This window comes from Mitsuaria sp. GD03876 (assembly GCF_029840635.1).
GTDB lineage: Bacteria > Pseudomonadota > Gammaproteobacteria > Burkholderiales > Burkholderiaceae_C > Roseateles.
On the sequence record NZ_JAOCCU010000005.1, the window covers coordinates 169,741 to 193,874 of the forward strand.

Genomic DNA, 24,134 nt, shown 5'->3' on the forward strand with positions numbered 1-24,134 from the left:
AAGATAGCCATGACTATAAGATCGCCCACCATCCTCCATCGTCACGATTGCGCCGCCATGACCACCCTGCCCCTCACCGGCCCGACGTCGACCGCTGGCGCCCGCGGCGCCCAGGTCCTGGCGATCGCCGTCGGCTCCGTCGCGCTGCTGATGCTGGGCCTGCAGCCGCTGCTGCTGGGCGCGCTGCTCGAAGCGGGTCACGTCACGCTGGAAGGCGTCGGACTGGTCGCGATGGGCGAGATCGTCGCCCTCGGCCTGGGCGTGCTGATCGGCGACCTGTGGCTGCCGGCGCGCTCGCTGCGGTCGATCACCGCGATCGCGGCCCTCGCGGCGGCCGCGTTGCACGTGCTGACGATGCGCGCCAGCGGCGACCTGGCGCTCGGCCTGGTCCGCGCCGCCGCCGGCGTCGCCGAGGGCGTGATGGTCTGGAGCACCACCGCCGTCATCGTCCGCTCGGCCGCGCCCGAACGCCTGGCCGGCCTGTTCTTCGTCGTGCAGACGCTGACGCAGGCGGTGCTCGGCCTGGCGTTGGCGCATCTCGTCATCCCGGTCGAGGGCTGGCCCGGCGCCTTCGCGCTGCTGGCCGCGCTGTGCGTCGTGGTCGCGGCGCTGGCCGCCGGCCTCGCGCGGCCGCTCGGGCCGCTGGTGCCCACCGTCAGCCAGGCCGGCATCGGTTTCGCCTGGACGCGGCCGCGCCTGGGCACGCTGCTGGTCGCCTTCCTCCAGCTCTCCACGCTGGGTGCGCTGTGGGCCTATGCCGAGCCGCTCGGCACCCGGGCCGGCTTCTCGCCGCTGGCCGTGCAGACGCTGATCGCCGCCGGGCTGGGCATGCAGGTGCTCGGCGGCAGCGTCGGCACCGCGCTGGTCCGGCGCCTGCCGGTGCGCGCCGCGCTGCTCGGCTGCGCCGTCGTGCTCGGGCTCAGCGCCTTCGGCGTCGCCCGCACCGCGCAAGGCGGCACCGTCGCCTTCGCCGTGCTGTGCGGCCTGTTCACCTTCACCTGGCTGTTCATGCTGCCCTTCCAGATGGCCCTGGCCATGCGGGTGGACGGCAGCGGGCAGGTCGCGTCGCTGGTGCCGGCGGCCCAGCTGTTCGGCAGCGCCTTCGGGCCGCTGATCGCCTCGCTGGTCGTCACCGGCGAGGACGTCGCCCCGGTGCCCTTCGTCGCCACCGGCTTCGCCGTGCTCGCGATCCTCGCGTTGCCGCTGACGCGCGCGCCGTTGCGTCCGTCCGCCGACTGACGGAGCGCGGCCCGACAGGGTTTCTCCGCAATCCCGGTTCGGTAGTCATCGCTATATTTATAGCCATCACTACCGAAACAGCGCGAGGGCATCGCCCTCGGGAGAACACGCGATGACACACGGACAAGCGGTCTTGCGCAGGCGCTTCCCCACGGCGGGGCTGGTCATGGCGGCTTTGGTCGCCGCGCTGATTCAGACCCCGGCGTTCGCGGCGGGACCGGACGACGCCAAGGGCCTGTGGCTGAGCGCCGATGGCGGCGCGGTGATCGAGTTCAAGCCCTGCGCCGACAAGGCCGGCGCGCTGTGCGGCCGCATCGTCTGGGACAAGGACGCCGGCAAGGCGAACGACACCTGCGGCGTCCAGATCGCGCAGCTCGAGCGCTATGACAACGAGGCCTGGCGCGACGGCTGGGTCTTCGACCCGCGCGACCGCAAGAAGTACAAGGGCGCGCTGCGCGTCAAGGGCGGCGACCTGTACGTGCGCGCCTTCATCGGCACCGAGATCCTCGGCCAGACCGAACAGATGAAGCGCGTCGCGGAACTGCCGGCCACGCCGGCCTGCAAGTCCTGACGGCGACGCATCGCCGCCCTGCGAATCGGAACCCGAACCCGGACGCCTCCCCGCGACCGCACACGACACCACCAAGAAGAGGAGCCACGCGATGACCCGCAGCCTTGCCCACGTCCCTGCCCCTGCCCACGTTGCCGCCAACGCCGGCGTCCGCGCGCCGCGCCTCGCGCTCGGCATCCTCGCCGTGCTGGCGGCGTTCGCCGCGCCGGCCGCGCGCGCCGACGACGGCATCGCCACGATGGCCATCGACGTCGAGGCCAAGCTGCTGTCCGACCTGCGCAACCGCGGCATCTCGGACTCGGGCCGCAAGCCCGCAGGGCAACTGAGCGTCCAGCTCGCGCACGAATCCGGCTTCATCGCCCTCGCCCAGCTGTCCACCGTCAGCAAGAAGGCCTTCACCGACGGCGACGGCGTCAACCTGCTGCTGGGCACGGGCTACCGCTTCGGCGATCCGGACGCGTGGCACTTCGGCGTCGGCCTGGCCAAGGAGTTCTTCCCCGGCGCGAAGTTCGACGCGCCGCATGGCCTCGACCTCGAGGCCGGCGTCCCGGTCGACTTCCGCCGCACCCGCTACGACACCGCCTACGCGGTGTTGGAGATCGGCTGGGGCAAGCTCGAAGGCCGCATCCTGCACGTGCTCTCTCGCACCTACCGCGGCGCCGACACCGGCGGCGTCTGCGGCCAGATCCTGGCCGCCGGCGCGGACCCGACGCCCGCGATCGAGTGCTACCTGCGCGGCGACCACAACTCGCGCGGCAGCATGCTCTACGAGCTCGGCTACCGCTACGACCTGACCCCGACCACGACGCTGAACCTGCATGCCGGCACGCAGAAGATCCGCCACTTCAAGGAGGCCGACTTCAGCGACTACTCGATCGGCGTGACCCACCAGCGCTGGGGTTTCAGCTGGACCGCCGAATGGGTCACGACCCGCACGCACCGGCCGGAGCTCTTCATGATCCCCGACGGCGACGGCTGGAAGCGCCAGGACGACGACCGGCTCGTCGTCTCGGTCTCGCGAAAGTTCTGATGACCGAGGACGTGACGCCGCTGGTGCTGGCGGTGGACCTGGGCACCAGCGGCTGCAAGTGCGCGCTGGTGACGCTGGACGGCCGGGTGCTGGCCTGGGCCTTCCGCCCGGTGGCGCTGCAGGTGGCCGGCGTGCGCGCCGAGCAGGATCCCGAGGCCTGGTGGCAGGCGCTGCTGGAAGCCGCCGCCGAGGCGCTGGCCGGCGACGACGGGCACCGGCGCCGCGTCGCGGCGGTGTGCTGCTCGACGCAGACCGAGGTCACCGTCTGCCTGGGCCAGGACGGCCGCGCGATCGGCAACGCCTTCAGCTGGCTGGACGCGCGCGGCGCCGCCGCGATCGGGCGGCGCGCCCGGGGCCGCTGGCTCAACGTGGAGGGCTACGCGCCGCTCAAGCTCTGGCGCTGGCTGCGCCTGACCGGCGGCGCGCCCTCGCTGACCGGCCGCGACGCCGCCGGCCACATGGCCTTCGTCCGCGACGAGCAGCCCGCCGTCTACGAGGCCACGCGTTGTTTCCTCAACGCGCTGGACTACCTGAACTACCGGCTCTGCGGCCGCGTCTGCGCGACGCAGGACTCGATCCTCGCCAGCTGGGTCACCGACAACCGTGACCCCGCGCGCATCCGCTACGACCGGCGCCTGATCGACGCGCTCGGGCTGGACGCCGGCAAGCTGCCCGAGATCGTCCGCCCCACCGACGTGCTGGGCCCGCTGCTGCCCGAGGTCGCCGCGCGGCTGGGCCTGGCCCCGACGACGCCGGTCGTCGCCGGCGCGGTCGACACCTCGGCCGTGGCGGTCAGCGCCGCGGTGACGGACTTCGAGACCCACCTCTACCTCGGCACCTCGTCCTGGCTGGGCGCGCACGTGCCGAGCATGCGCACCGACGTCCGCCACAAGATCGCCGCCGTGCCCTGCGCGGTCGAGCAGCGCTACCTGGCGCTGGCGCTGCAGTCCACCGCCGGCGCCAACCTGTCCTTCCTGCGCGACCGCATCCTCTACCACCCCGACGAACTGGCCGCCGACGAGGAACATCCCGCCGTCTACGAGGTGCTCAACCGCATCGCCGCGCGCGTGCCGCCGGGCTCGCGCGGGCTGATCTACACGCCCTGGCTCTTCGGCGAACGCACGCCGGTGGACGACCCGCTGCTGCGCGCGGGGCTGATCAACCTGTCGCTGGAGCATTCGCGCGAGGACATCTTCCGCGCCTTCCTCGAGGGCGTCGCGCTGAACACGCGCTGGATGATGGAGCCCTTCGGCCGGCTGCTGGGCCGCTCGCCCGGCACGATCGCGGCGGTCGGCGGCGGCGCGCAGAGCGACGTCTGGTGCCAGATCCTGGCCGACGTCACCGGGCAGCCGATCCGGCAGCTGGAAAGCCCGATCCAGGCCAACGCGATCGGCGCGGCCTTCCTGGCCGGCGTGGGCACCGGCGCGCTGCGCTTCGGCGACCTCGCGGCGCTGCGCCGCACCCGCCGGATCTACGAGCCCGCGGCCGCCTTGCGCCGGCTCTACGGCGACAAGTTCGAGGCCTTCAAGGAAGTCCGCGCGCGACTGGCGCCGCTGTACCACCGCCTCAATCGCGCGAGCGCGACGGGAGCCCCCGCATGAACCACGCGGACGCTCGCCGCCATGTCGTGGACCTGTGCCTGCGCCTGTCCGAGCGCGGCTACTTCGCCGGCACCGGCGGCAACCTGATGCTGCGCATCGACCCGGACCTGGTCGCGGTGACGCCGTCGGCCACCGACTACCTCGCGATGCGGCCCGAGGACGTCTGCGTGCTCCGCCTGGCCGACCTGTCCGTCGTCGACGACGCGAGCGGCGGCGCCCGCAAGCCGTCGGTGGAGACCGGGCTGCATGCCCGCGTGCTGCGCGCGCGGCCGGACGTCGGCTGCAGCATCCACACGCACCAGCCACTGGCCAGCGCCTGCGCGCTGATCGGCGAGCCGCTGGCCGTGCCCCGCGCGCTACGCCACTGGCTCGGCGAGGACGTGCCGGTGGTCGGCTACGCGCCGTCGGGCACGTCCTGGCTGGCGGGCAAGCTCGCCCGCGCGGTGCGGCGCGAGCGCCAGGCCTACCTGCTGCGCAACCACGGCATCCTGTGCTGCGCCGCCGACAGCGCCACCGCGCTGGAGGCCGTCGAGCACCTCGAGGCGCTCGCCCGCGACCTCCTGGCCACCCGCATCGACGCGCGCACGCGCCGCGAGCCCGCCCTGCGGCTCCCGCTCGCCGCGGTGCGCGACCTGCTGATCCATCCCAAGGGACCGTGATGTCGACGTCTGCTTCACATTCATCCACCGCCGCCCCTGCTGGCCCTGCCGGAGCCACTGCCGGAGCCACTGCCGGGGCTGGTGCCGGGGCCGCCTCCGTGCCGGTGCGCGGCGCCTCGTCGGGAGCCTCCTCCGGCTCGGCCGTCCCGACCTGGCCGGACACCCACGCGCTCCACGAGCGCTTCGCCGCGCTGGTCAACCAGCCGATGCGGCCGATCCGCCCCGACGCGATGCCGCGGGTGCTGCGCTGGTTCGACGAACGCTGCGCCGGCTCCAAGCGGCTCGCGGCGCGCGCGGCCGAGGTCATCCCCGGCGGCGTGCAGCACAACCTCGCCTTCAACCATCCGTTCCCGCTCGCGATCACGCGCGCCGACGGCGCCCACCTCACCGACATCGACGGCAACCGCTACATCGACTTCCTGCAGGCCGGCGGCCCGACGCTGCTCGGCAGCAACCCGCCGGCGGTGCGCGACGCGGTGCACGCGCTGCTGGACGACTGCGGCCCCGTCACCGGCCTGCTGCACGAATACGAGGTCAAGCTCGCCGAGCAGGTCTGCCGCCACATGCCCGGCGTGGAGATGCTGCGCATGCTGGGCTCGGGCACCGAGGCGGTGATGGGCGCGGTGCGGCTGGCCCGCACCTTCACCGGGCGCCGCCGCGTGATCAAGATCGGCGGCGCCTACCACGGCTGGAGCGACCAGCTGGTCTACGGCATGCGCCTGCCCAAGACCGGCCGGATGGAGGCCGTCGGCATCCCGCGCGGCGCGACCGCCCACACGCAGGAGTGCCTGCCCAACGACCCGGAGGCGCTGCGCCGGCTGCTGCGCTGGAACCGGCTGCGCGGCGGCACGGCGGCGGTGCTGCTGGAGCCCTTCGGTCCCGAGAGCGGCACGCGGCCGGTGCACCGCGAGTTCAACGCGCAGGTCCGCGCGCTCTGCGACGAGTTCGGCGCACTGCTGATCTTCGACGAGGTGGTGACCGGCTTCCGCGCCGGCATGGGCGGCGCGCAGGCCTGGTTCGGCGTCACGCCCGACCTCACCGTGCTGGGCAAGTGCCTCACCGGCGGCTACCCGATGGCGGGCGCGATCGGCGGCAAGCGGGAGATCATGATGTCGCTGGTCGGCGGCATCGGCACCACGTCGCGGCGGGCCTTCGTCGGCGGCACGCTGTCGGCCAACCCGCTGAGCTGCGTGGCGGGCTACCACGCGCTGCTGGAGATGGAACGGACCGGCGCCGCCGCGGCGGCCGGACGCGCCGGCGACCGGCTGCGGCAGGGGCTGGAGGAGATCATCCTGCGACGCGGGCTGCCCTACGTCGCCTACAACATCGGCTCCATCGTCCACCTGCAGACCTCGGGCGTGCTGCTGCTGGACACCAGCAGCCTGTGGAAGCTGCTCCGGGTCAAGGACGAGGCGAAACGCCGCAAGCACATGATGGAAGAGATGGGCGCGGCGTTCACCGCGCACGGGCTGATCTCGGTGGCGGGCAGCCGGCTCTACACCAGCCTGGCCGACACCGACGAGGTCATCGACGACGCGCTCAACCGCTTCGACGACGTCTTCGCGCTGACATGAACGCCGACAGCGAGACCGGCCGGGCCGCCGTCGCGGGCGACGCCCTCGGCGGCGACACGGACCCGGGCGGCGCGGCCTGGCACGCGCTGCGGCAACGGCTGCTCGCGCGCGGGCTGCTGATGGCGCGCGCGGACAGCCTCTCGGTGCGCGACCCCGCCACCCGAAGGATGTGGTGGGGAACCGAAGCGGACGCGCTCGCCCGGCCGCTGCCGCTGGCGACCGGCGACGCTCCCCCCGCGCTCCTCGTCCGGTCCGCGGCGGTCAGCGCCGCGGCCACGGCGGCCGCGATCGCGCTGCACCGCGCGGTCTACGCGGCGCGCGACGACGTCTGCGCGGTGCTGGTCGGCGGCGGCGCCTTCGGCCGGCGGCTGGCCGATTTCGGCGGCTGCATGCCCTCGGTCTTCGACGAGCAGATCCGCCAGCTCGGCCGCATGGCGCCACCGACCGACGACCTCGCCCGCCTGCCTCGCGCGCTGTCGGGCGGCGGCAACGCCGCGCTGCACGCCGGCCAGGTGCTGCTGCTGGGCATGACGCCCGACCGGCTCGCGCTGAACGCGGAGCTCTTCGAGAAATGCGCCAAGGCCTGGGTGAGCGCCGCGGCCGGCGGCGCGCGCGTGCGCACGCTGCCCTGGCTGGTGCGGCACGTCGCCAACGGACGGCTCATGAAGGAGCAGGCGCGGGCCCGCGATCAGGTCCGGCGAGGCTGCCTACCGGAGGAAACCCGGGGATATTGAGACCAAAGTCACGGACCGGAACCGGGCGTGGATGGTCCAATTTCCGTCCCCGCGCGCTCGCGCCCCGCTCCTCGAGCGCCTGATGGACGACTCCCCCCCGCCTCATGAACCGCCGCCACCTGCTCCAGAACTTCGCCGCCCTCGCCGGCGCCGGCAGCCTGCCCGCCTTCGCCGACAACGCACGCATCATGCTGGGCCAGTCCGCGCCCTTCATCGGCCCGGCGCGCGAGCTCGGCGAGCAGTTCAAGGCCGGCGCGATGCTGGTGTTCGACCAGGTCAACCAGCGCGGCGGCGTCAACGGCCGGCGCATCGAGCTGCGCAGCCTGGACGACGGCTACGAGCCCGAGCGCTGCGCCGCCAACACCCGCCGCCTGATCGAGGACGGCGTGCATGCGCTGTTCGGCTACGTCGGCACGCCCACCACGCTGGCGGCGCTGCCGCTGCTGACCGCGGCCAAGGTGCCGCTGGTGGCGCCCTTCACCGGCGCCGAGGCGCTGCGCTCGCCCTTCAACCGCCAGCTCTTCCACATTCGCGCGTCCTACAACGACGAGACCGAGGAGATCGTCAAGCAGATCACCTCGGTGGGCATCAAGAAGGTCGCGGTCTTCTTCCAGAACGACAGCTACGGCCAGGCGGGCCTGGCCGGCGTGACCGCGGCGCTCAAGCAGCGCGGCCTGGCGCCGGTGTCGACGGGCACGGTGGAGCGCAATTCCGAGAACGTCGCCGCCGCGCTGACCGCGCTGATGGCCGGCCAGCCCGAGTGCATCGTGCAGATCGCCGCCTACAAGTCCTGCGCCGCGCTGATCCGCGCCGCGCGCAAGAACGGCTACCTGGGCAACTTCTACAACCTGTCCTTCGTCGGCGCGCAGGCACTGGCGGCGGAGCTGGGCAAGGACGCGCGCGGCGTGGTCGTGTCGCAGGTCGTGCCCTTCCCGTTCTCCGGCCTGACGCCGGTGGCCAGCGAATACATCCAGCGCTCCAAGGCCGCCAGCCGCGACCTGAGCTACACGGCGATGGAAGGCTTCATCGCCGCCAAGACCATGGTCGAGGGGCTGCGCCGCGCCGGCAACAACCCGACGCCCGACAGCATCATCAACGGGCTGGAGGGGCTCAACGACCTCAACCTGGGCGGCTTCTTCATCAACTTCTCGGGCCAGCGCCACGCGGGCTCGCGCTACGTGGACATGACCATCCTCACCGAGGATGGGAAGGTCCGGCGCTGAAGGACGGCGCGGCCGCGCCGCGCAACAGGCTCACCACCCCCGCCGCCACCGCGAAGCACGCGGCCATCGCCAACCCCAGGTGCGAGGCCCGGGACGCCGGCATCGCGGCGAACAGCATCCCCATCGACAGGCTGCCGATCGTCTGGCCGGTCAGCCGCGCCACCGCCTGCGCACCGCCGGCCGCGCCGCTGCGCGCCTGGGGCGCGGCCAGCAGCATGTTGCGGTTGTTGGGCGTCTGGAAGAAACCGAATCCCAGCCCGGCCAGCGCGGTGAACACCACCAGCGACGGCCGCGGATCGGCCTGCGCCGGCCACACCGCGCACAGCGCCAGGCCCGCCGCCAGGCAGGCAGCGCCGGCCGCGCACAGCCAGGCCGTCGGCAGCCGGTCGGCCAGACGCCCGGCCATCGGCGCGGCCGCCATCACCGCCAGCGGCCACGGCGTCATCAGCAGCCCGGTGGCCAGCACGCTCAGGCCCAGCACGTGGTGCATGTAGAACGGCAGCGCGACATAGCTCGCCATCTGGCCGGTGAAGCAGCACACCGACGCGATCACCGACATCCGGAATGACGGCGAGCGCAGCAGGTCCAGCGGGATCAGCGGCGCGGCGCGCGGCAGTTCGCGACGGACCAGCAGCACCAAGCAGGCGACCGCGGCGGCGAGCAGCGCGCCGCCTTCCGCCGGTGCCTCGAGCACCCGGTCGCCGCCAAGCACGAAGGCCGCGAACATGCCGGCGTTGAGCGCGACGCTCCAGCCGTCCAGCGGCCGCCAGGTGCCCGGCGTGGCCGGCAGCCCGCGCGCGGCCAGCAGCACCAGCGCGCCCAGCGGCAGGTTCACCGCGAAGAGCCAGGGCCAGCTCGCCACCGACAGGATCGCGGCGCCGACGGCCGGGCCCGCGGCGGAGGCGCCCGCCACGGCCAGCGCGTTGTAGGCGATGGCCTGGCCGAGCAGGCGCTTCGGATAGGTGAAGCGCAGCAGCGCCAGCCCCAGCGGCATCACCGCCGCGCTGCCCAGGCCCTGCAGGCATCGGCCGGCGACGAGCCAGGCCAGCGACGGCGCCATCGCGCACAGCGCCGAGGCGACGGTGAACAGCGCCACGCCGCCGGTGAACACGCGCCGGTAGCCCAGGCGCTCGCCGAGCGCGGCGGCCGGCAGCAGGAACATCACGACGGCCAGTTGATAGGCGGTCACGACCCAGACGGTGTCGGCCGGCGAGGCGTTCAGCTGCTGCGCGATCGGCGGCAACGCGACGTTGGCGATGGCGCCGTCGAGCACCACCAGCACGATGGCGCCGAGGATCGCGGCCACCGCGACGAGTCGTCGCGGCATCGGCAGGCCGTCTGAGTCGGGGGAAGGCGTGGACATGGGATCGGGGATGGAAGGAACTTGGCGATCAGCATAGGAGCCGCCCCGCGGCTGGACCAGCGCGTGACGCGCAGGTACACCCTGCACGGCACGCCATTCGCGCGCCGTTCGCACGCCGCCGTCACGCCCATGCCCGGCGTGGTGCCGTGCTAGCGTCGCCGGATGGCCGACGACATCGATCTGAATTTGCTGACCGCGCTGGACGCCCTGCTCGCCGAGGGCAGCGTCGCGCGCGCCGCCGAGCGCCTGCGCCTGAGCGAGTCGGCGATGAGCCGCACGCTGGCGCGGCTGCGCGAGGCGACCGGTGATCCGCTGCTGGTGCGCGCCGGCCGCGCGATGGTGCCGACGCCGCATGCGATCGCGCTGCGCGAGCAGGTGCGGGAGCTCGCGCAGGGCGCGCGGGCGGTGCTGCAGCCCGCCGGCGCCGGCTGGGACCTGCGCACGCTCGCGCGCACCTTCACGCTGCGCACCAACGACGGTTTCATCGAGGCCTTCGGTCCGGCCCTGGTCGAGCGCGCCGCCCGCGAGGCGCCCGGCGTCTGCCTGCGCTTCGCGCCCAAGCCCGACAAGGATGTCCGCCCGCTGCGCGAGGGCCTGATCGACCTGGACATCGGCGTGCTCGGCGAGTCCGGGCCCGAGGTGCGCCTGCAGGCGCTGTACCGCGACCACTTCGTCGCCGCGGTGCGGGCCGGGCATCCGCTGCTGAGCGCCCCGCCGCTGGACGCCGCCCGCTACGCCGCCTGCGGCCACGTCGTCACCTCGCGCCGGGGCCGCCGCGCCGGACCGGTGGACGAGGCGCTGGCCGCGCTGGGCCTGGCGCGACGCGTGTCGGTCGTGGTGCCCACCTTCCGCGCCGCGCTGTCGATCGCCGCGTCGACCGACCTGGTCGCGCTGGTGCCGTCGACCTTCTTCGGACAGGACCTGGCCAGCGGTGCGCTGCGCGCGATCCCGCTGCCGGTGGCGACGGCGCCGATCACGGTCTCGCAGATGTGGCATCCGCGGATGGACCGCGATCCGGGGCACCAGTGGCTGCGGGAGACCGTGCGGGCGGTCTGCCGGCTGCCATCCGGGGAACCTCCCCCCTCAGGGTGACCAAGGGCGCGCATGCGCTGGGGGATACTCCCCGCCGGCGGTCGGCTTGGACCGCGCCTTTCGTGGAGCAGCGCCATGGGCCTGATGGACTTCATCAAGAAACAGTTCATAGACATCATCCAGTGGACCGAGGACGACAACGGCGTCCTCGCGTACCGCTTCCCGATGCAGGACTTCGAGATCCAGTACGGCGGCTCCCTCACCGTGCGCGAGTCGCAGATGGCCGTCTTCGTCAACGAAGGCAAGGTGGCCGACGTCTTCGGCCCCGGCATGTACAAGCTGACCACCCAGACGCTGCCGGTCCTGACCTACCTCAAGAACTGGGACAAGCTCTTCGAGTCCCCGTTCAAGAGCGACGTCTACTTCTTCTCCACCCGCCAGCAGGTCGACCAGCGCTGGGGCACCACGCAGCCCGTCACCATCCGCGACAAGGACTTCGGCGCCGTGCGCCTGCGCGCCTTCGGCAACTACAGCTACCGCGTCGTCGACCCGAAGAAGTTCCACACCGAGATCTCCGGCACCCGCGAGCGCTACACCGTCACCGAGCTCGACGGCCAGCTGCGCGGCCTGATGCTCCAGCACATCAGCGACGCCGTCGCCCAGTCCGGCATCCCGTTCCTGGACCTCGCGGCCAACCAGGTCGAGTTCGCCAAGGCGCTGCAGGAAGCCACGCAGCCGTCCTTCGACGCGCTCGGCCTCAAGCTCGAGATGGTCACGCTGCAGAACGTCTCGCTGCCCGAGGAGCTGCAGAAGATCCTCGACCAGAAGATCGGCATGGGCATGATCGGCCAGAACATGGGCCAGTTCATGCAGTACCAGACCGCGCAGGCGATCCCCAAGCTGGCCGAGGGCGTGGGCTCCGGCGGCGGCGGCGTGGCCGGCGACGCGATGGGCCTGGGCGCGGGCCTGGCCCTGGGCCAGACCATGGCGCAGCAGCTGTCGCAAGGCCTCGCCGGCGCCAACCAGGCCGCCGCGGCCGCCGCCCAGCCGGTGCAGCCGCAACCGGTCAGCCAGGGCGCCGACGAGGTGCTGCTGCTGCTCGAGAAGCTCGGCGACCTCAAGGCCAAGGGCATCCTCACCGATGAGGAATTCGCGGCCAAGAAGGCCGAGCTGCTGAAGAAACTCAGCTGACGCCCGCGGGCGCGCTCCGTTTCCGGACCCGGATTGGCTACCGCTTCCCCCCAGCGCCGCTGGCAGGCGCAGTGCCCCAATTGCGGGGCACCGGTCGAGTTCGCCTCGGCCGCGTCCGCCAGCGCCGTCTGCAGCTATTGCCGCGCCACGCTGCTGCGTGACGGCGACACGCTGCGCAAGATCGGCACCAGCGCGGAACTGTTCGAGGACTACTCGCCGCTGCAGCTCGGCGCCGCCGGGCGCCATGCCGGCGCGGGTTTCGTCGTCGTCGGCCGGCTGCAGATGTCGTATGCCGACGGCGGCTGGAACGAGTGGCACCTGCTCTTCGACGCCAGCGCCGACCAGCCGCCGCGCAGCGGCTGGCTGTCCGAGGACAACGGCAGCTTCGTCATCAGCTTCGACGCGCCGCTGGCCGAGCCCGCGCCCGACCCGTCCACGCTGCGCCCCGGCGGGCTGCAGATGCTGGCGGGCACGGCCTGGCAGGTCGCCTCGATCGTCGACGGCACGGTGGCCGCCGCCCAGGGCGAGCTGCCGCATCCGCCGCGGCTGGACAAGAGCTACCCGATCGTCGATCTGCGCAACACGCAGGGCGAGGTCGCGACGCTCGAGTACAGCGATCCCGCGCAGCCGGGCTGGTCCATCGGCCGCTCGGTCCAGTTGGCCGACCTGCAACTGACGGGCCTGCGCGACGAGAGCGGCGCCTCGTTGAAATCCAAGGCGCTGCCCTGCCCCAATTGCGGCGCCTCGCTCGAACCGCGGCTCGACACGACGCAGTCCATCGTCTGCGGGCAGTGCAAGTCGGTCGTCGACATCTCCAAGGGCGCCGGCGCCGATCTGGCGGCCTTCCGCCAGAACACCGGCGGCGAGCCGCAGATCCCGCTGGGCACGACCGGCCTGCTGGCGATCGGAGGCGGCACGCCGCAGTCCTGGCAGGTCGTCGGTTACCTGGAGCGCTGCGACATCCCCGAGTCCAGCGAGGACGAGCAGACCTTCTGGCGCGAGTACCTGCTGTTCAACAAGATGGAGGGCTTCGCCTTCCTCGTCGACACCGAGGACGGCTGGAGCGTGGTGCGCCCGATCACCGGCGCGCCGTCCAATGCCCGCGGGAAGTCGGTCCGCTACCAGGACAAGGACTTCAGCCTCAAGTGGACCTACCCGGCCAAGGTCACCTACGTGCTGGGCGAGTTCTACTGGCGCGTCAAGCGCGAGGAACGCGCGCTGGTGCGCGACTTCGAATCCCGAATCGGCACGCGGCTGGAGCTGCTCAGCAGCGAGCAGACCGGCAACGAGGTGACCTGGAGCCATGGCCGCGCCATCGACGCGGCCGAGGTCCGGCGCTTCTTCTCGCTGCCCGAGGACAAGATGCCGGCGCTGCGCCGCGACGTGTCCTCCGGCATGGACCAGGGCAAGCTGCTGCGCAACATCGTGATCGCGATCCTCGTCATCGCGGTGCTGTTCGCGCTGCTGCGCGCCTGCAGCAGCGACGACTGCGACCGCTACAAGTCCACCTACGGCGAAAGCAGCGCGGAGTACCAGCAGTGCAAGCGCAGCAGCCGCGGCAGCGGGGTCGGTTATGTCGGCTCCAGCGGCGGCTCCTTCGGCGGCTACAGCAGCGGCGGCGGCGGACACAAGTGAGCGCCGCGACGCGCTGACCTCGACCTCGATCCCAACGATCACCCCAACGAACTCGGAACGACCGACCAGGAGAACGACATGGAAGGATTCGAATGGCTCAAGCCCGCCATCGTGCTGGGCTCCATCCTGTATGCCGTCATCGGCGTGCTGGTGTTCTGGATCAGCTTCGTCATCATCGACAAGCTGACCCCGTACAAGCTGTGGGAAGAGATCGTCGAGCACAAGAACATGGCACTGGCCGTGGTCGTCGCGGCGATGTGCATCTCGATCGGCCAGATCGTCGCGGCGGCGATCCACGGCTGACGCCGCACCCGGCCGGCCACGAGCCCCCTGCCTTCGCGCGGCGAGCCTCGCCGCCTGCCGCGGCCTGGCCTCTCCGCGGTTCGTGACCGAGTTCACGGCGCCACGCCACCGCCGAAGGCGCGTTGTCACCAGCGGTAAGCCCGCCTGGACCGCGCCGCCGGCCGCCCCCTAGACTCGCGCGCCCGCCGACCACGTCGGCCTCCGCCCGCCTGTCCGATGCCCGCTTCCGCTCCCGCCCGCGCCACCGCGCTGATCCTGTCGATCGCGCCGATCCTCCTCGCCCTCAGCGTCGGCGCCCGGGCCGCGTCCACGCCGCTGCCGCCGCCCAAGCCGGCCAAGGCGCCCGCCCCGACCGGGATCGCGCCGCGCGGCACCTTCATCACGCCCGAGGCCGCCTCCGCGCGGCCCGGCATGGCGGCGCCCGAGGAAGGCTCCGACGAGGCCTTCCGCGCCGACGCCGAAAGCCGCGTCCTCCGACGCGCGGGCATCGCGGCGCGCCGCGACGGCCTGCGCCTGATGCTGCCGGTCGCGCAGGGCCGCCCAGTCGTGCTCGACAGCCTGCGCCCCGACCCGGCCGACGCCAGCATTCCCTATGTCGACTACCGGCTCGACGGCCTGTCGCCGGACCGCGCCTTCTACGTCGTGCGGGTGAGCTTGAGCGCGGGCGACGAGCTGCTGTGGATCTCGCGCGAGGACGGCACCCGCTACGAGATGCATGGCAACGCCCATCCCTCGCCGGACGGCCGCCATCTGGTGGTGACGCATGCGTCGCCCGGCGCCGAGTTCAACGGCGTCGTCGTCTGGAGCCTGGCCGACGGCAAGCTGGTCGAGCGCTACAAGTTCCAGCCCGCGCCCGACCAGGCGCCGATCAGCTTCCGCTTCATGCGCTGGCGCGACGCGGACACGGTGGAGCTCGAGCAGTTCGCCGAGGTCGATCCGTCGAACTGCGCCATCGGGACGCTGGCCTCGCTCGCGCAACTGACCCGCAAGGGCGATCGCTGGATCCTGCGCAGCGCCAGCGCGCCGCGCTGCGAGCGCTGACGCAGAAAGCCGTTGCTCGCGGTCGATCGGGACGGATCGGCCCGCGATGGGCGCCGATCGGCGCGGCGCGCGTCTTAACACGTTCTTCAAGCCGGACTTGGACGCCCAGTTGCATCCGATGTGACGCCCGGTAATCGAACTTGTAACAGCGCCCGGGGCGGACCTAGGATTTCATCGCTCTTTCAATTCCAGGTCCCCCATGAACCAAGAACAGACCCTGGCGCAAGCCGCCCCCGCCACCCGCCCCTCGCTGGCCAAGCGCGCGATCGCGTCGACGCTGATCGTGTCGTGCTCGCTGATGGCGCTGCCGATGCACGCCGTCGCGCAGGTCGTGCCGACCGACGCGCTGGTGCAGCCGGCCACGCCGGCCGGCTCGGTCGCCGACAGCCGCGCCCGCGTCAACGCCTTCTTCGCCCGCGAGGACGTGCGCCAGGCCATGGTCAAGGAAGGCGTCGACCCATCGGCCGCGCAGTCGCGCGTGGACGCGATGTCGGACGACGAGATCCGCTCGCTGGACGGCCGCATCGCGCAGGCCCCGGCCGGCGGCGACGTGCTGGGCGTGATCTTCGCGGTCTTCGTCATCCTGCTGGTGACCGACATCCTGGGCTTCACCAAGGTCTTCCCCTTCACCCGCTCGATCCGCTGAGGTCCGGGATGCGCGCCGCCGCCACGCCTTCGATGCCCTCGATGCGATCGACGCGGCTCCGCCGCGCGCCGCTCCTGGCCGCACCGATGCTGGCCGTCGCGCTGCTGCTGGGCGGCTGCGCGAGCACGCCGCCGCAGCTCGGCGCGCTGGAGCGCCAATGGCCGGCCGAGCTGCCGGCGCACGTGGACCTGTCCGCGCAGACGCCCTTCATCGCGCAGGACGACTACGAATGCGGCCCGGCCGCGCTGGCGATGCTGCTGCGCACCGCCGGCAAGACCGCGACGGTGGAGCAGCTCAAGCCGCAGGTCTTCCTGCCGGGCCGCAAGGGCTCGCTGCAGACCGAGATGCTGGTCGCGGTGCGGCGCCAGGGCCTGCCGGCCTACGTGCTGCCGCCGCGGCTGGACGCGCTGCTGACCGAGGTCGCCGCCGGTCATCCGGTGATCGTGTTCCAGAACCTGTCGCTGGACGTGATGCCGGTGTGGCACTACGCGGTCGCCGTCGGCTACGACCGGCAGCGCCGCACGATCCTGCTGCACAGCGGCAAGACCGCGCGGCAGGAGGTCGAGCTGCCGGTGTTCGAGCGCACCTGGGCGCGCGGCGACTACTGGGCGATGACGACGCTGCCGCCGGACGTGCTGCCGGCGTCGCTGGACGGCGCGCAGACCGGCGCGGCGCTGGCGGCGCTGGAGCGGCTCAATGGCGCCGCGGCGCGCAAGGGCTACACCGCCGCGCTGTCGCGCTGGCCCGGCGAGCCGGTGCTGCTGCTGGGCGCGGGCAACACCGCCTACGCCGCCAAGGACCGCCGCGCCGCGGCCAAGGCCTACGCGCGGCTGACCGACGTGCGGCCCGACATCCCCGAGGGCTGGAACAACCTCGCGCAGGTGCTGCTGGAACAGGGCCAGCGCTACAAGGCCTCGCTCGCGATCGAGCGCGCCGTCGCGCTCGGCGGCCCGCGCCTGGACCAGTACAAGGCGCTGCAGAAGAAGATCGGCAGCGGCATGTAGGCCGTCGCCTCCCGCTGGCAGAATCCGCGCGCCCGGCACAGGGCCGGGTTCACATCGAGCCAGAGGGAGAACACATGAACAAGCAACTCGCCGCGCGGCTGTCGCGGCTCGCGTCCTGCGCGCTGTTGGGCTTGGCCGCGACCAGCGTTGGCGCGACCGGCATGAACGGACGCATCGCCAACATGGCGATCGACAAGGACATCGGCGGCAACCTTCTCTTCATCAAGCTGGAGGGCACCAAGTCCAGCTTCCCCGCCTGTCAGATCAACCAGGGCTGGGACTTCGTCCTGCCCATCGTCGACGCGGCGGACAAGAACATGTTCGCGATGCTCGTCGCCGCCAAGGCGGCCGGCCAGACCGTCGGGGTCCGGGGCAACGACACCTGCGCGCCGCAGTTCTCCAGCATCGAGCAGGCGCTGGGCGTGCGCCTGGTCAACCCCTGAGCCGCCTCAGGGCCTGAAGTCGATCGCGCGCTGCGCGGCCTCCAGCGCCGCGTCGGCCGCGTAGCTCCACGAATCGAAGCTGCGCTCGATCTCGTGCCAGTAGCCGTCCAGCACCGGCTCGCCGCCGGGCGCCGGGTGCGCCGCGATCACCAGGTAACGCGCCCGGAAGGGGCCCTCGCCCACGACTTCGCGGACGAACCAGCGCCCGTTATGACTCTCGACGCCCCCAACGGCATCGGTCTGGTCCGGCTTGGCTGACATGGAGGCATCTCCTTGTGGGGCCGTCCTGGCCCGTTGAACACACGCGGCGCCCGACGATCATCAGGTTTCGCCGACGCGGTCCGGCAAGTTTCCCTCCAAGCGTCGTCCGGCGCCACGCGCGCCGACGATCTTTTACCCCCGCATTACAAGGGGCGCCGCCACCCGCCCGCGCGGGCGATCCGCGAAGCAACTTCCACGCCGCGAGTGTCGGGATTCATTACACCGCCTGACCCCTTCTCCAGGGACAGCGCCGGCAAGTGCTTGAGGCGGCAAGGATTCCCTCCCGGTGGCTTGGATGTTGCTTGCGAGTGCCGGTTTCCCGGCCTCCCCGCGTCGAGGGAACGGCCACAAGAACGATCACAAGAACGACCCCTCACGACAGAGAGATCCACGATGAAGCGCTCGCCCCTCCTTCCCCGCCTCCGGTCCGTGCTGGCCGCCGCCGCGCTGTGCGCGACCGCCGTCGCCGCGCAGGCCTCGGTGCTGATCCTCGGCGCGCCGCAGCAGGCCGGCGGCCTGGCCGACGTGCAGTCCAAGATCGCCGGCACCGGCGTGGTCAGCGGCGCGATCGACGTCTTCAACGTGCACGCCGGCACGCCCACGCTGGCGCAGCTGACGGCCTACGACGCGGTGCTGGTCTTCAACGACGCGACCTATGCCGACAAGACCCTGCTGGGCAACGTGCTGGCCGACTACGTCGACGCCGGCGGCGGCGTGGTCGAGGCCGGCCTGTCGCACGCGGGCTCCGGGCTGGGCGGCCTCACCGGCCGCTTCGTCACCGGCAACTACGACGTCTTCAACAGCAACAGCAACCAGAACTCGTGCGGCAGCCTGGGCGCCGTGGCCGAACCCGACAGCCCGCTGATGCGCGACATCCACAGCTTCAGCGGCGGCCTGGCCGCGCTGTGCTTCCGCGTCACGCCCAAGGCCGGCGCCAGCGTCGTGGCCTACTGGACCAACGACAAGCCGCTGCTGGGCTACCGCACCGACCACAACGGCATCGTCGTCGGCCTGAACATGGCGCCGGTGTCGGGCGATGTCCTGCCGGGCCTGTGGGACCCGGCCACCGACGGCGCGCTGCTGATGGCCAACTCGCTGGCCTTCGCCGCCGGCGAGCTGCCGGAGCCGGGCTCGCTCGCGCTGCTGGGCATCGCCGCGGTCGCCGCGGGCCTCGCCCACCGGCGCCGCGCGCGCCAGGGCTGAGGGATACTGCGGCGCATGTCCACGCCGCCGACCTTCAGCTTCCCCGTCCCGCCCGCCGACCTGGTGATCACGCCCGACGAGCGCGCCGCGCTCTACTTCATCCCGCAGTCGCCCGGCGGCATGCCGGTCAGCGAGGAGATGCAGCAGCGGCTGCAGGACAAGGGCCTGGCCACGGCGATCCGCGAGGACGGCAAACGCTGGCTCACCGAGCTCGGCGACCGCGTCCGCCTGGGCAAGGTCTGACCCCGCGCCGGACCGGCCGGCGCCGCGGCCCCGAGCGGGGTCGCGCCGGCTCAGTGGCGCCGGTACTGGGTCGCGCCGAACAGCTGCTCGCGCGCCTTGTCGTCGACCAGCGGCCGGCGCCGGTCGGCCAGCACCTCGACGCCGCGCTGCACCGCCGGCCGCGCCGCGATCTCGTCGAACCAGCCCTTCAGGTGCGGGTAATCCGACAGCTCCACGCCCTGGTTCTTCCAGCTGCGCAGCCACGGGAAGATCGCGATGTCGGCGATGCCGTACTCGGCGCCGGCGATGTAGCGGCCCTGCGCGAGCCGCTTGTCGATGACGCCGTACAGCCGCTTCGCCTCGTTGGTGTAGCGGTCGATGGCATAGGGCAGTTTCTCGGGCGCGTAGATCCGGAAGTGATGCGCCTGGCCCAGCATCGGCCCCACGCCGCCCATCTGGAACATCAGCCACTGCAGCGCCTCGTAGCGTCCGCGCGTGTCCGGGGGCAGGAAGCGGCCGGTCTTGCCGGCCAGGTACAGCAGGATCGCGCCCGATTCGAACAGCGCCATCGGCTGGCCGTCCGGCCCGTCGGGATCGACGATCGCGGGAATCTTGTTGTTGGGGCTGATCGACAGGAACTTCGCGTCGAACTGGTCGCCGGCCCCGATGTCCACGGGAATCACCCGGTAAGGCAGCCGGCATTCCTCCAGCATGATGTGGACCTTGTGGCCATTGGGCGTGGGCCATGAATACACTTCGATCATTCTGCGTTCTCCGTAGGGGCGCGGGGCCCCGGTCGTCGACACGTCAATGCACGGACCCCAGGCCACGCGCGCACCGTCCCGCCTCATGGTAATCAAACAAATCAAACAGTGGTTCACCGCCCGCGCGAACGCCGCGCGGTGGCGCCCCTTGAGCGACTGGGCCGCGGAACGCGGCGGCCAGCTGCGCCACGCCCGCGACGGGCGCGGCTTCGTCATCGACCTGCCCCGCACGCTGCCCGGGCTGACCCGCCTCGAGTGGGGGCCCTCGCAGCGCAGCTACATCGAGGGCTTCGAGCTGCGCATGCGCTGCGAGCTCAAGATCAACCCCGACATGCAGATGATGCTCATCGAGCGCAAGCTGATGGAGCGGCTGGAGAGCAGCGTGTTCGAGGCCTACACCGACACCCTGCGCACCCGCGTCGACACCGACACGCCGGAGGAGATGCGCTGGCTGGTGATGTTCCCCAAGCAGTCGCAGATCGAGTCCAAGCTCGTGCGCCAGCGCTTCGGCGCGGTGGGCATCAACCGCGAGCTGCTGATGGCGTGGCTCGACAAGGACCTGTCCGAGCGGCTGGCGCAGGCGACGCAGGACGTGCTCGTCGAGGGCCGGCCCTTCGTGCTGCTGAGCCTGCGCGGCAACGTCTACCTGCGCACGACGATGCCGGATCCGACGCTGGCCGAGGTGCAGGCCTTGACCCGCGTGCTGGAGGCGGCGTCGGCCAGCGCGCAAGCGGTGCACCAGCGGCTGGGCGACGGCGGGCCGTGGCCGACGACGACCTCGGTGGCCTGGCACAGCCGGCCCTCCGAGGGCGACTACAACGCGCCGGCCTGACCGAGGCCTGAGGCGACCCTCATCCCGGCCCTCTCCCGCGGAGCGGGAGAGGGAGAGGCGAAAGCTCGAGCGCGGCGCTCCTGCCTTTTGTGAATTCGAGCCGGTGCTTCATGGCTCCCTCTCCCGCACCGCGGGAGAGGGCGGGGGGTGAGGGTCGTCCGGAGTCATCCAGACCTACGCGAAGAGATCGGCCGAGCCCGCGACCGCCTCGGTGCAGTCGATCAGCCGCCCCTGCCCCGTGATGAAGGCGCAGCGCACCGGCTCGCCGGGCTGCAACGCCATCACCGCCTCGCGGTAGCGCCACAGCTGCTTCAGGTAGTCCGGGTTGCGCTGCGGCGCCGGATTCAGCTTGTAGTCGAGCACCCACCAGGTCCGCGCGCCGTCGGCGCCCCGGCGGCTGACCAGCCGGTCCAGCCGCATGTCATGCCCGTTCCAGCTCAGCGGGACCTCGTTGCCCTGCCAGTCGAGCGCCGGGTCGAAGAACGCGGCGCAATCGGCGCTGCCCAGGATCGCCTGGACGCTGCGCCGCAGCCGGTCGTCGCGGCGCTGGTCGAGGCCGTACATCTGCGCCGCCGCGGCCATCAGCCGGTCGAGCGCGTGCGCGCGGCCCTGCGGCCCGCTGTGCCACTCGAGCACGCGATGCAGCGCCTCGCCCAGCGCGGCGCTTTCGTCGACCTCGTCGGGGCTCTGGCCGACGGCCTCGCCGCTCGCGTCGGCGGCCTCGGCCGGCAGCGGCTCCACCCGCGGCAACACCTTCAGCCGCACCGTGTCGTCCCGCGCCACCGAGGCCTCCTCCTCGAGCGCCGGCACCGCCAGCGCCGCGGCCTGCGGCTGCACCCGCGCCCACCAGGTCGCGGTCGCGCCCTGCCGCTTCGCCGGCGTGCGGCTGAGCAGCAGCCGATGCCGCGCCCGCGTCATCGCGACGTACAGCGCGTTGAGTTCCTCGCGCTGGCGCTGGTCCTTCTCGTCGTCCAGCAGCGCCTGCAGCGACGGCGGCGGCTTCGCCTCCGACACGATGAAGGCCACCGTGCGCGGCACCGGCTCCTGCACCGGCCAGGAGATCGCCAGCGCCATGCTCTCGGCGCGCGCCGGTCCGGCCTCCGCGTCCATCAGGATCACCACCTTCGCCTCGAGGCCCTTGGCGCCGTGCACCGTCAGCAGCTGGACCGCGTCAGGCTCGGCCGGGGCGGCCAGCTTCAGCGCGCGGCTCTTGAGCGCGCGGACGAACCCATAGAGCCCCGCGTAGCGCCCGCCGTCGAGCTCCAGCGCCAGCGCCAGCAGCGCTTCCACCGCGTGCAGCCGCGCGCGGCGCTCGCTGGCCGGCACGGTCGCGGCCAGGCGCGCCATCAGGTCGCCCTCGTGCACGATCGCGTCCAGCAGGTCATGCGGGCTGCGCAGCACCGCCGTCGCGGCCCAGCGCGACAGCAGCCCCTGCGCGCGGCGCAGCGGCTCGCTCAGGTTGTCCGGCGAGGCCTGCAGCAGCGCCTCCCACCAGCTCAGCACGACGGGCTCTTCCTGCTCCTCGGCGGCGATCTCCTGCCCCAGCCATTTCACCGAGCGCGATTGCGCCGCCAGCCACAGCAGGTCGGCCTCGTCCGCGCCGAACAGCGGGCTGCGCAGCGCATGCGCCAGCGACAGCTGATGCCCGCTCGACGCCAGCGCGTCCAGCAGCGCCAGCAGGTCGCGCACGTCGGGCGCGTCCAGCAGCGCCATGTCCTCCGGCGCCGCATGCGCGATGCCCCGTGCCTTCAGCATCTGCGCCAGCACGCGCAAGCCGTCGCGCTTGCGGGCCAGCACGAAGATCTCGCCCGGCTTGACCTCGCCCTGCGCCAGCAGCTCGCCGATGCAGGCGGCGATGCGGCCGGCTTCGGCCTCGCGGCGATGGAGTTCGGGCTCGCGGCGCGGCTCGATCAGGCTCGGACGCCAGGTCCCCGCCTCGCGGGACGACGTTTCGCCCTCCGCGTCCTCGGCCTCGTCGCCCGCGATGAAGTAGACGCCGTCCAGCGGATCGCCCCCGCCCGACTCCGTCGTGTGGGCCCGGAAGCCGCTGTACTGCTGCGCCAGGCTGGCCTGCTCGAAGACGGCGTTCACCGCCGCCAGCACCGGCACCGAATTGCGCCGCGTGTGGTCGCAGGCCAGCAGCACGCCGTCCAGCCCCTCGCGGACGAAGTCCCGCGCCGCGGCGAAGACGCGCGGCTCGGCGCGGCGGAAGCGATAGATGCTCTGCTTCGGATCGCCGACGATGAACACCGACGGCGGCCGCTGCCCGCTGGCGCCGCCGCCCGCGCCGACATACCCCGACAGCCAGGCGTGCAGCGCATGCCACTGCAGCGGACTGGTGTCCTGGAACTCGTCGATCAGCAGGTGCCGGACCTGGCTGTCCAGCCGCTCCTGCACCCAGCCCGACAGGTCGACGTCGCCCAGCAGCGCCAGCGCGCCGCGCTCGAGGTCGTTCATGTCGACGAAGCCGCGCTCGCGCTTCAGGCGGTCGAACTCGTCCAGCAGCGTCAGCGCCAGCGCGCACATCTGCTGGTGCCAGGCGCGCGCGCAATCCTGGTCCAGGGCCTGCTGCAGCCGCGTCAGCTGGTCGCCCAGCTGCATCAGCAGCGGCGAATCGCCCAGCGCCTTCACGAGCGTGCCCTTCTGCGTGAAGAGCGCCGCGCGCACGGCGGCCAGCGCCTGGGCGTCGTCCTCCACGCCGAAAGAGGTCAAGGCCGTCTCGATCTCGACGGCGGTGTCCTTCTGCGTCTTGTTCCTGCCCTGCCCCAGCTCGATCGCGAGCGCCTGCAGATCGGCGCGCATCGCCGCGAAGGCGTCCAGCGGCGTGGCGAAGGCCGCGAACTCGGGCACCACCTCCGCCGCCGTGGGCATGCTCGGCAGCAGCCGGCCCTGCTGATGCGCCAGCCGCAGCTCGACGCGCTTGTCGAACGCCGCCTCCAGCCAGCCGATCAGCTTGTTGCGGCCGTGGATCAGGCTCAACTCGCGGTAGACCGTCAGCAGCGCCTCGTCGGCGAGCACCGCCGTGTGGAACCGCTGCCAGAGCTCGGACATCAGGTCGCTTTCGTCCTCCAGCAGCTGCAGCTCCGGCGACAGCCCCTGCGCGCGCAGCAGCTCCAGCGGCGCGGCGCGCAGCAGCTGCGAGAACCACGCGTGGAAGGTGCGGATCTCCACCGGGCGGGCGTCCCGCAGCAGTTGCTGCTGCAGCGTCGCCAGCCGCGGTGCGAGGGCCTCGGCCTCCGCCTCGGGCAGCCCGCGCTGGCGCAGCGCCAGCACGCGGCCGGCGTCATCGCAGTGGGCGAACTCATGCAGCCACTCGTTCAGCCGCGCGCGCATCTCGCCGGCGGCCTTGCGGGTGAAGGTGATGGCCACGATGTCCTGCGGCCGCGCGCCGTCCAGCAGCGCGCGCAGGATGCGCGACACCAGCATCCAGGTCTTGCCCGCGCCGGCGCAGGCCTCGACGACGACGCTGCGCGCCGGGTCGCAGGCGAGTTCGTAGAAGCGCTCGCGCGCCACCGGCGCGCCGTCGAGCGTGTAGGCCGCCAGGCCCAGCGGGCCGGCGGACG

General features: G+C 72.4%; 23 protein-coding genes. 19 read left to right on the forward strand and 4 right to left on the reverse strand.

Features of this window, described 5'->3' with window-relative positions; translation table 11 throughout:
* Nucleotides 1–57 precede the first annotated feature (57 nt).
* The 8 genes from N5D62_RS05325 (at nucleotide 58) to N5D62_RS05360 (ending at nucleotide 8,631) form a co-directional block, all read left to right on the forward strand.
* Nucleotides 58–1,239: an MFS transporter gene (locus tag N5D62_RS05325; protein WP_279756590.1), complete on the forward strand. Its 1,182-nt coding sequence runs from the start codon at nucleotides 58–60 to the stop codon at nucleotides 1,237–1,239.
* A 112-nt stretch (nucleotides 1,240–1,351) separates the two neighbouring features.
* Nucleotides 1,352–1,810, forward strand: a complete 459-nt coding sequence (locus tag N5D62_RS05330; protein WP_279756591.1) for a DUF2147 domain-containing protein — start codon at nucleotides 1,352–1,354, stop codon at nucleotides 1,808–1,810.
* A gap of 91 nt (nucleotides 1,811–1,901) precedes the next feature.
* Nucleotides 1,902–2,840: a TorF family putative porin gene (locus tag N5D62_RS05335; RefSeq protein ID WP_279756592.1), complete on the forward strand. Its 939-nt coding sequence runs from the start codon at nucleotides 1,902–1,904 to the stop codon at nucleotides 2,838–2,840.
* Nucleotides 2,840–4,441 (forward strand): FGGY-family carbohydrate kinase, encoded by a 1,602-nt coding sequence (locus tag N5D62_RS05340; RefSeq protein ID WP_279756593.1) that lies wholly within the window; start codon nucleotides 2,840–2,842, stop codon nucleotides 4,439–4,441. Before N5D62_RS05335 ends, N5D62_RS05340 begins: the two co-directional genes overlap by 1 nt.
* Nucleotides 4,438–5,100 carry a class II aldolase/adducin family protein gene (locus N5D62_RS05345; protein WP_279756595.1) on the forward strand — a complete coding sequence of 221 codons (663 nt, stop codon included), beginning with the start codon at nucleotides 4,438–4,440 and terminating at the stop codon, nucleotides 5,098–5,100. The genes N5D62_RS05340 and N5D62_RS05345 overlap by 4 nt, the downstream gene beginning before the upstream one ends.
* Nucleotides 5,101–5,198: 98 nt before the next feature.
* Nucleotides 5,199–6,674, forward strand: coding sequence for an aminotransferase class III-fold pyridoxal phosphate-dependent enzyme (locus N5D62_RS05350; protein ID WP_279756596.1), 1,476 nt, complete (start codon nucleotides 5,199–5,201; stop codon nucleotides 6,672–6,674).
* Nucleotides 6,671–7,408: a hypothetical protein gene (locus tag N5D62_RS05355; RefSeq protein ID WP_279756597.1), complete on the forward strand. Its 738-nt coding sequence runs from the start codon at nucleotides 6,671–6,673 to the stop codon at nucleotides 7,406–7,408. The genes N5D62_RS05350 and N5D62_RS05355 overlap by 4 nt, the downstream gene beginning before the upstream one ends.
* A gap of 104 nt (nucleotides 7,409–7,512) precedes the next feature.
* Entirely contained in the window at nucleotides 7,513–8,631 is a 1,119-nt protein-coding gene (locus N5D62_RS05360) for an ABC transporter substrate-binding protein (protein ID WP_279756599.1), read from the forward strand.
* Here N5D62_RS05360 and N5D62_RS05365 read toward each other — a convergent pair.
* Nucleotides 8,603–9,958 carry an MFS transporter gene (locus tag N5D62_RS05365; protein ID WP_279756600.1) on the reverse strand — a complete coding sequence of 452 codons (1,356 nt, stop codon included), beginning with the start codon at nucleotides 9,956–9,958 and terminating at the stop codon, nucleotides 8,603–8,605. The genes N5D62_RS05360 and N5D62_RS05365 overlap by 29 nt on opposite strands.
* A 198-nt stretch (nucleotides 9,959–10,156) precedes the next feature.
* Between N5D62_RS05365 and N5D62_RS05370 the strand changes: the two genes are divergently transcribed.
* The 8 genes from N5D62_RS05370 (at nucleotide 10,157) to N5D62_RS05405 (ending at nucleotide 17,289) form a co-directional block, all read left to right on the forward strand.
* Entirely contained in the window at nucleotides 10,157–11,086 is a 930-nt protein-coding gene (locus N5D62_RS05370) for a LysR family transcriptional regulator (RefSeq protein ID WP_279756601.1), read from the forward strand.
* 75 nt (nucleotides 11,087–11,161) lie between these two features.
* Complete coding sequence (locus N5D62_RS05375; RefSeq protein ID WP_279756602.1) at nucleotides 11,162–12,217, forward strand: SPFH domain-containing protein; 1,056 nt, start codon at nucleotides 11,162–11,164, stop codon at nucleotides 12,215–12,217.
* 33 nt (nucleotides 12,218–12,250) lie between these two features.
* Nucleotides 12,251–13,852, forward strand: a complete 1,602-nt coding sequence (locus N5D62_RS05380) for a DUF4178 domain-containing protein (RefSeq protein ID WP_279756603.1) — start codon at nucleotides 12,251–12,253, stop codon at nucleotides 13,850–13,852.
* 78 nt (nucleotides 13,853–13,930) lie between these two features.
* A complete protein-coding gene (locus N5D62_RS05385; protein ID WP_091733655.1) occupies nucleotides 13,931–14,155 on the forward strand; it encodes a DUF350 domain-containing protein in 225 nt (74 codons plus the stop codon).
* A gap of 216 nt (nucleotides 14,156–14,371) precedes the next feature.
* Nucleotides 14,372–15,196 carry a hypothetical protein gene (locus N5D62_RS05390; RefSeq protein WP_279756604.1) on the forward strand — a complete coding sequence of 275 codons (825 nt, stop codon included), beginning with the start codon at nucleotides 14,372–14,374 and terminating at the stop codon, nucleotides 15,194–15,196.
* 199 nt (nucleotides 15,197–15,395) lie between these two features.
* A complete protein-coding gene (locus N5D62_RS05395) occupies nucleotides 15,396–15,842 on the forward strand; it encodes a PA2779 family protein (protein ID WP_279756605.1) in 447 nt (148 codons plus the stop codon).
* Nucleotides 15,843–15,883: 41 nt separating this feature from the next.
* Nucleotides 15,884–16,846, forward strand: a complete 963-nt coding sequence (locus N5D62_RS05400; RefSeq protein WP_279756606.1) for a PA2778 family cysteine peptidase — start codon at nucleotides 15,884–15,886, stop codon at nucleotides 16,844–16,846.
* A gap of 74 nt (nucleotides 16,847–16,920) precedes the next feature.
* On the forward strand, nucleotides 16,921–17,289 hold the full coding sequence (locus N5D62_RS05405; protein WP_279756607.1) for a hypothetical protein: 369 nt from the start codon (nucleotides 16,921–16,923) through the stop codon (nucleotides 17,287–17,289).
* A 6-nt stretch (nucleotides 17,290–17,295) separates the two neighbouring features.
* Here N5D62_RS05405 and N5D62_RS05410 read toward each other — a convergent pair whose 3' ends face one another.
* A complete protein-coding gene (locus tag N5D62_RS05410; protein ID WP_279756608.1) occupies nucleotides 17,296–17,550 on the reverse strand; it encodes a hypothetical protein in 255 nt (84 codons plus the stop codon).
* A gap of 393 nt (nucleotides 17,551–17,943) precedes the next feature.
* Between N5D62_RS05410 and N5D62_RS05415 the strand changes: the two genes are divergently transcribed.
* Both N5D62_RS05415 and N5D62_RS05420 read left to right on the forward strand, forming a co-directional pair.
* Complete coding sequence (locus N5D62_RS05415) at nucleotides 17,944–18,753, forward strand: PEP-CTERM sorting domain-containing protein (protein ID WP_279756609.1); 810 nt, start codon at nucleotides 17,944–17,946, stop codon at nucleotides 18,751–18,753.
* 15 nt (nucleotides 18,754–18,768) lie between these two features.
* Nucleotides 18,769–18,996, forward strand: coding sequence for a hypothetical protein (locus N5D62_RS05420; RefSeq protein WP_279756610.1), 228 nt, complete (start codon nucleotides 18,769–18,771; stop codon nucleotides 18,994–18,996).
* A gap of 50 nt (nucleotides 18,997–19,046) precedes the next feature.
* Here the strand turns inward: N5D62_RS05420 and N5D62_RS05425 are convergent, their stop codons facing one another.
* Entirely contained in the window at nucleotides 19,047–19,739 is a 693-nt protein-coding gene (locus N5D62_RS05425) for a glutathione S-transferase C-terminal domain-containing protein (protein WP_279756611.1), read from the reverse strand.
* 148 nt (nucleotides 19,740–19,887) lie between these two features.
* On the opposite strand from N5D62_RS05425, the gene N5D62_RS05430 reads away from it, so the two are divergent.
* The gene (locus N5D62_RS05430; RefSeq protein WP_279756612.1) at nucleotides 19,888–20,571 is read left to right on the forward strand and encodes a hypothetical protein; all 684 of its coding nucleotides are present in this window, start codon (nucleotides 19,888–19,890) and stop codon (nucleotides 20,569–20,571) included.
* Between the two features lie 174 nt (nucleotides 20,572–20,745).
* Here the strand turns inward: N5D62_RS05430 and N5D62_RS05435 are convergent.
* Nucleotides 20,746–24,134 (reverse strand): UvrD-helicase domain-containing protein (locus N5D62_RS05435; RefSeq protein WP_279756613.1); only part of this gene is annotated, 3,389 nt, incomplete at its 5' end.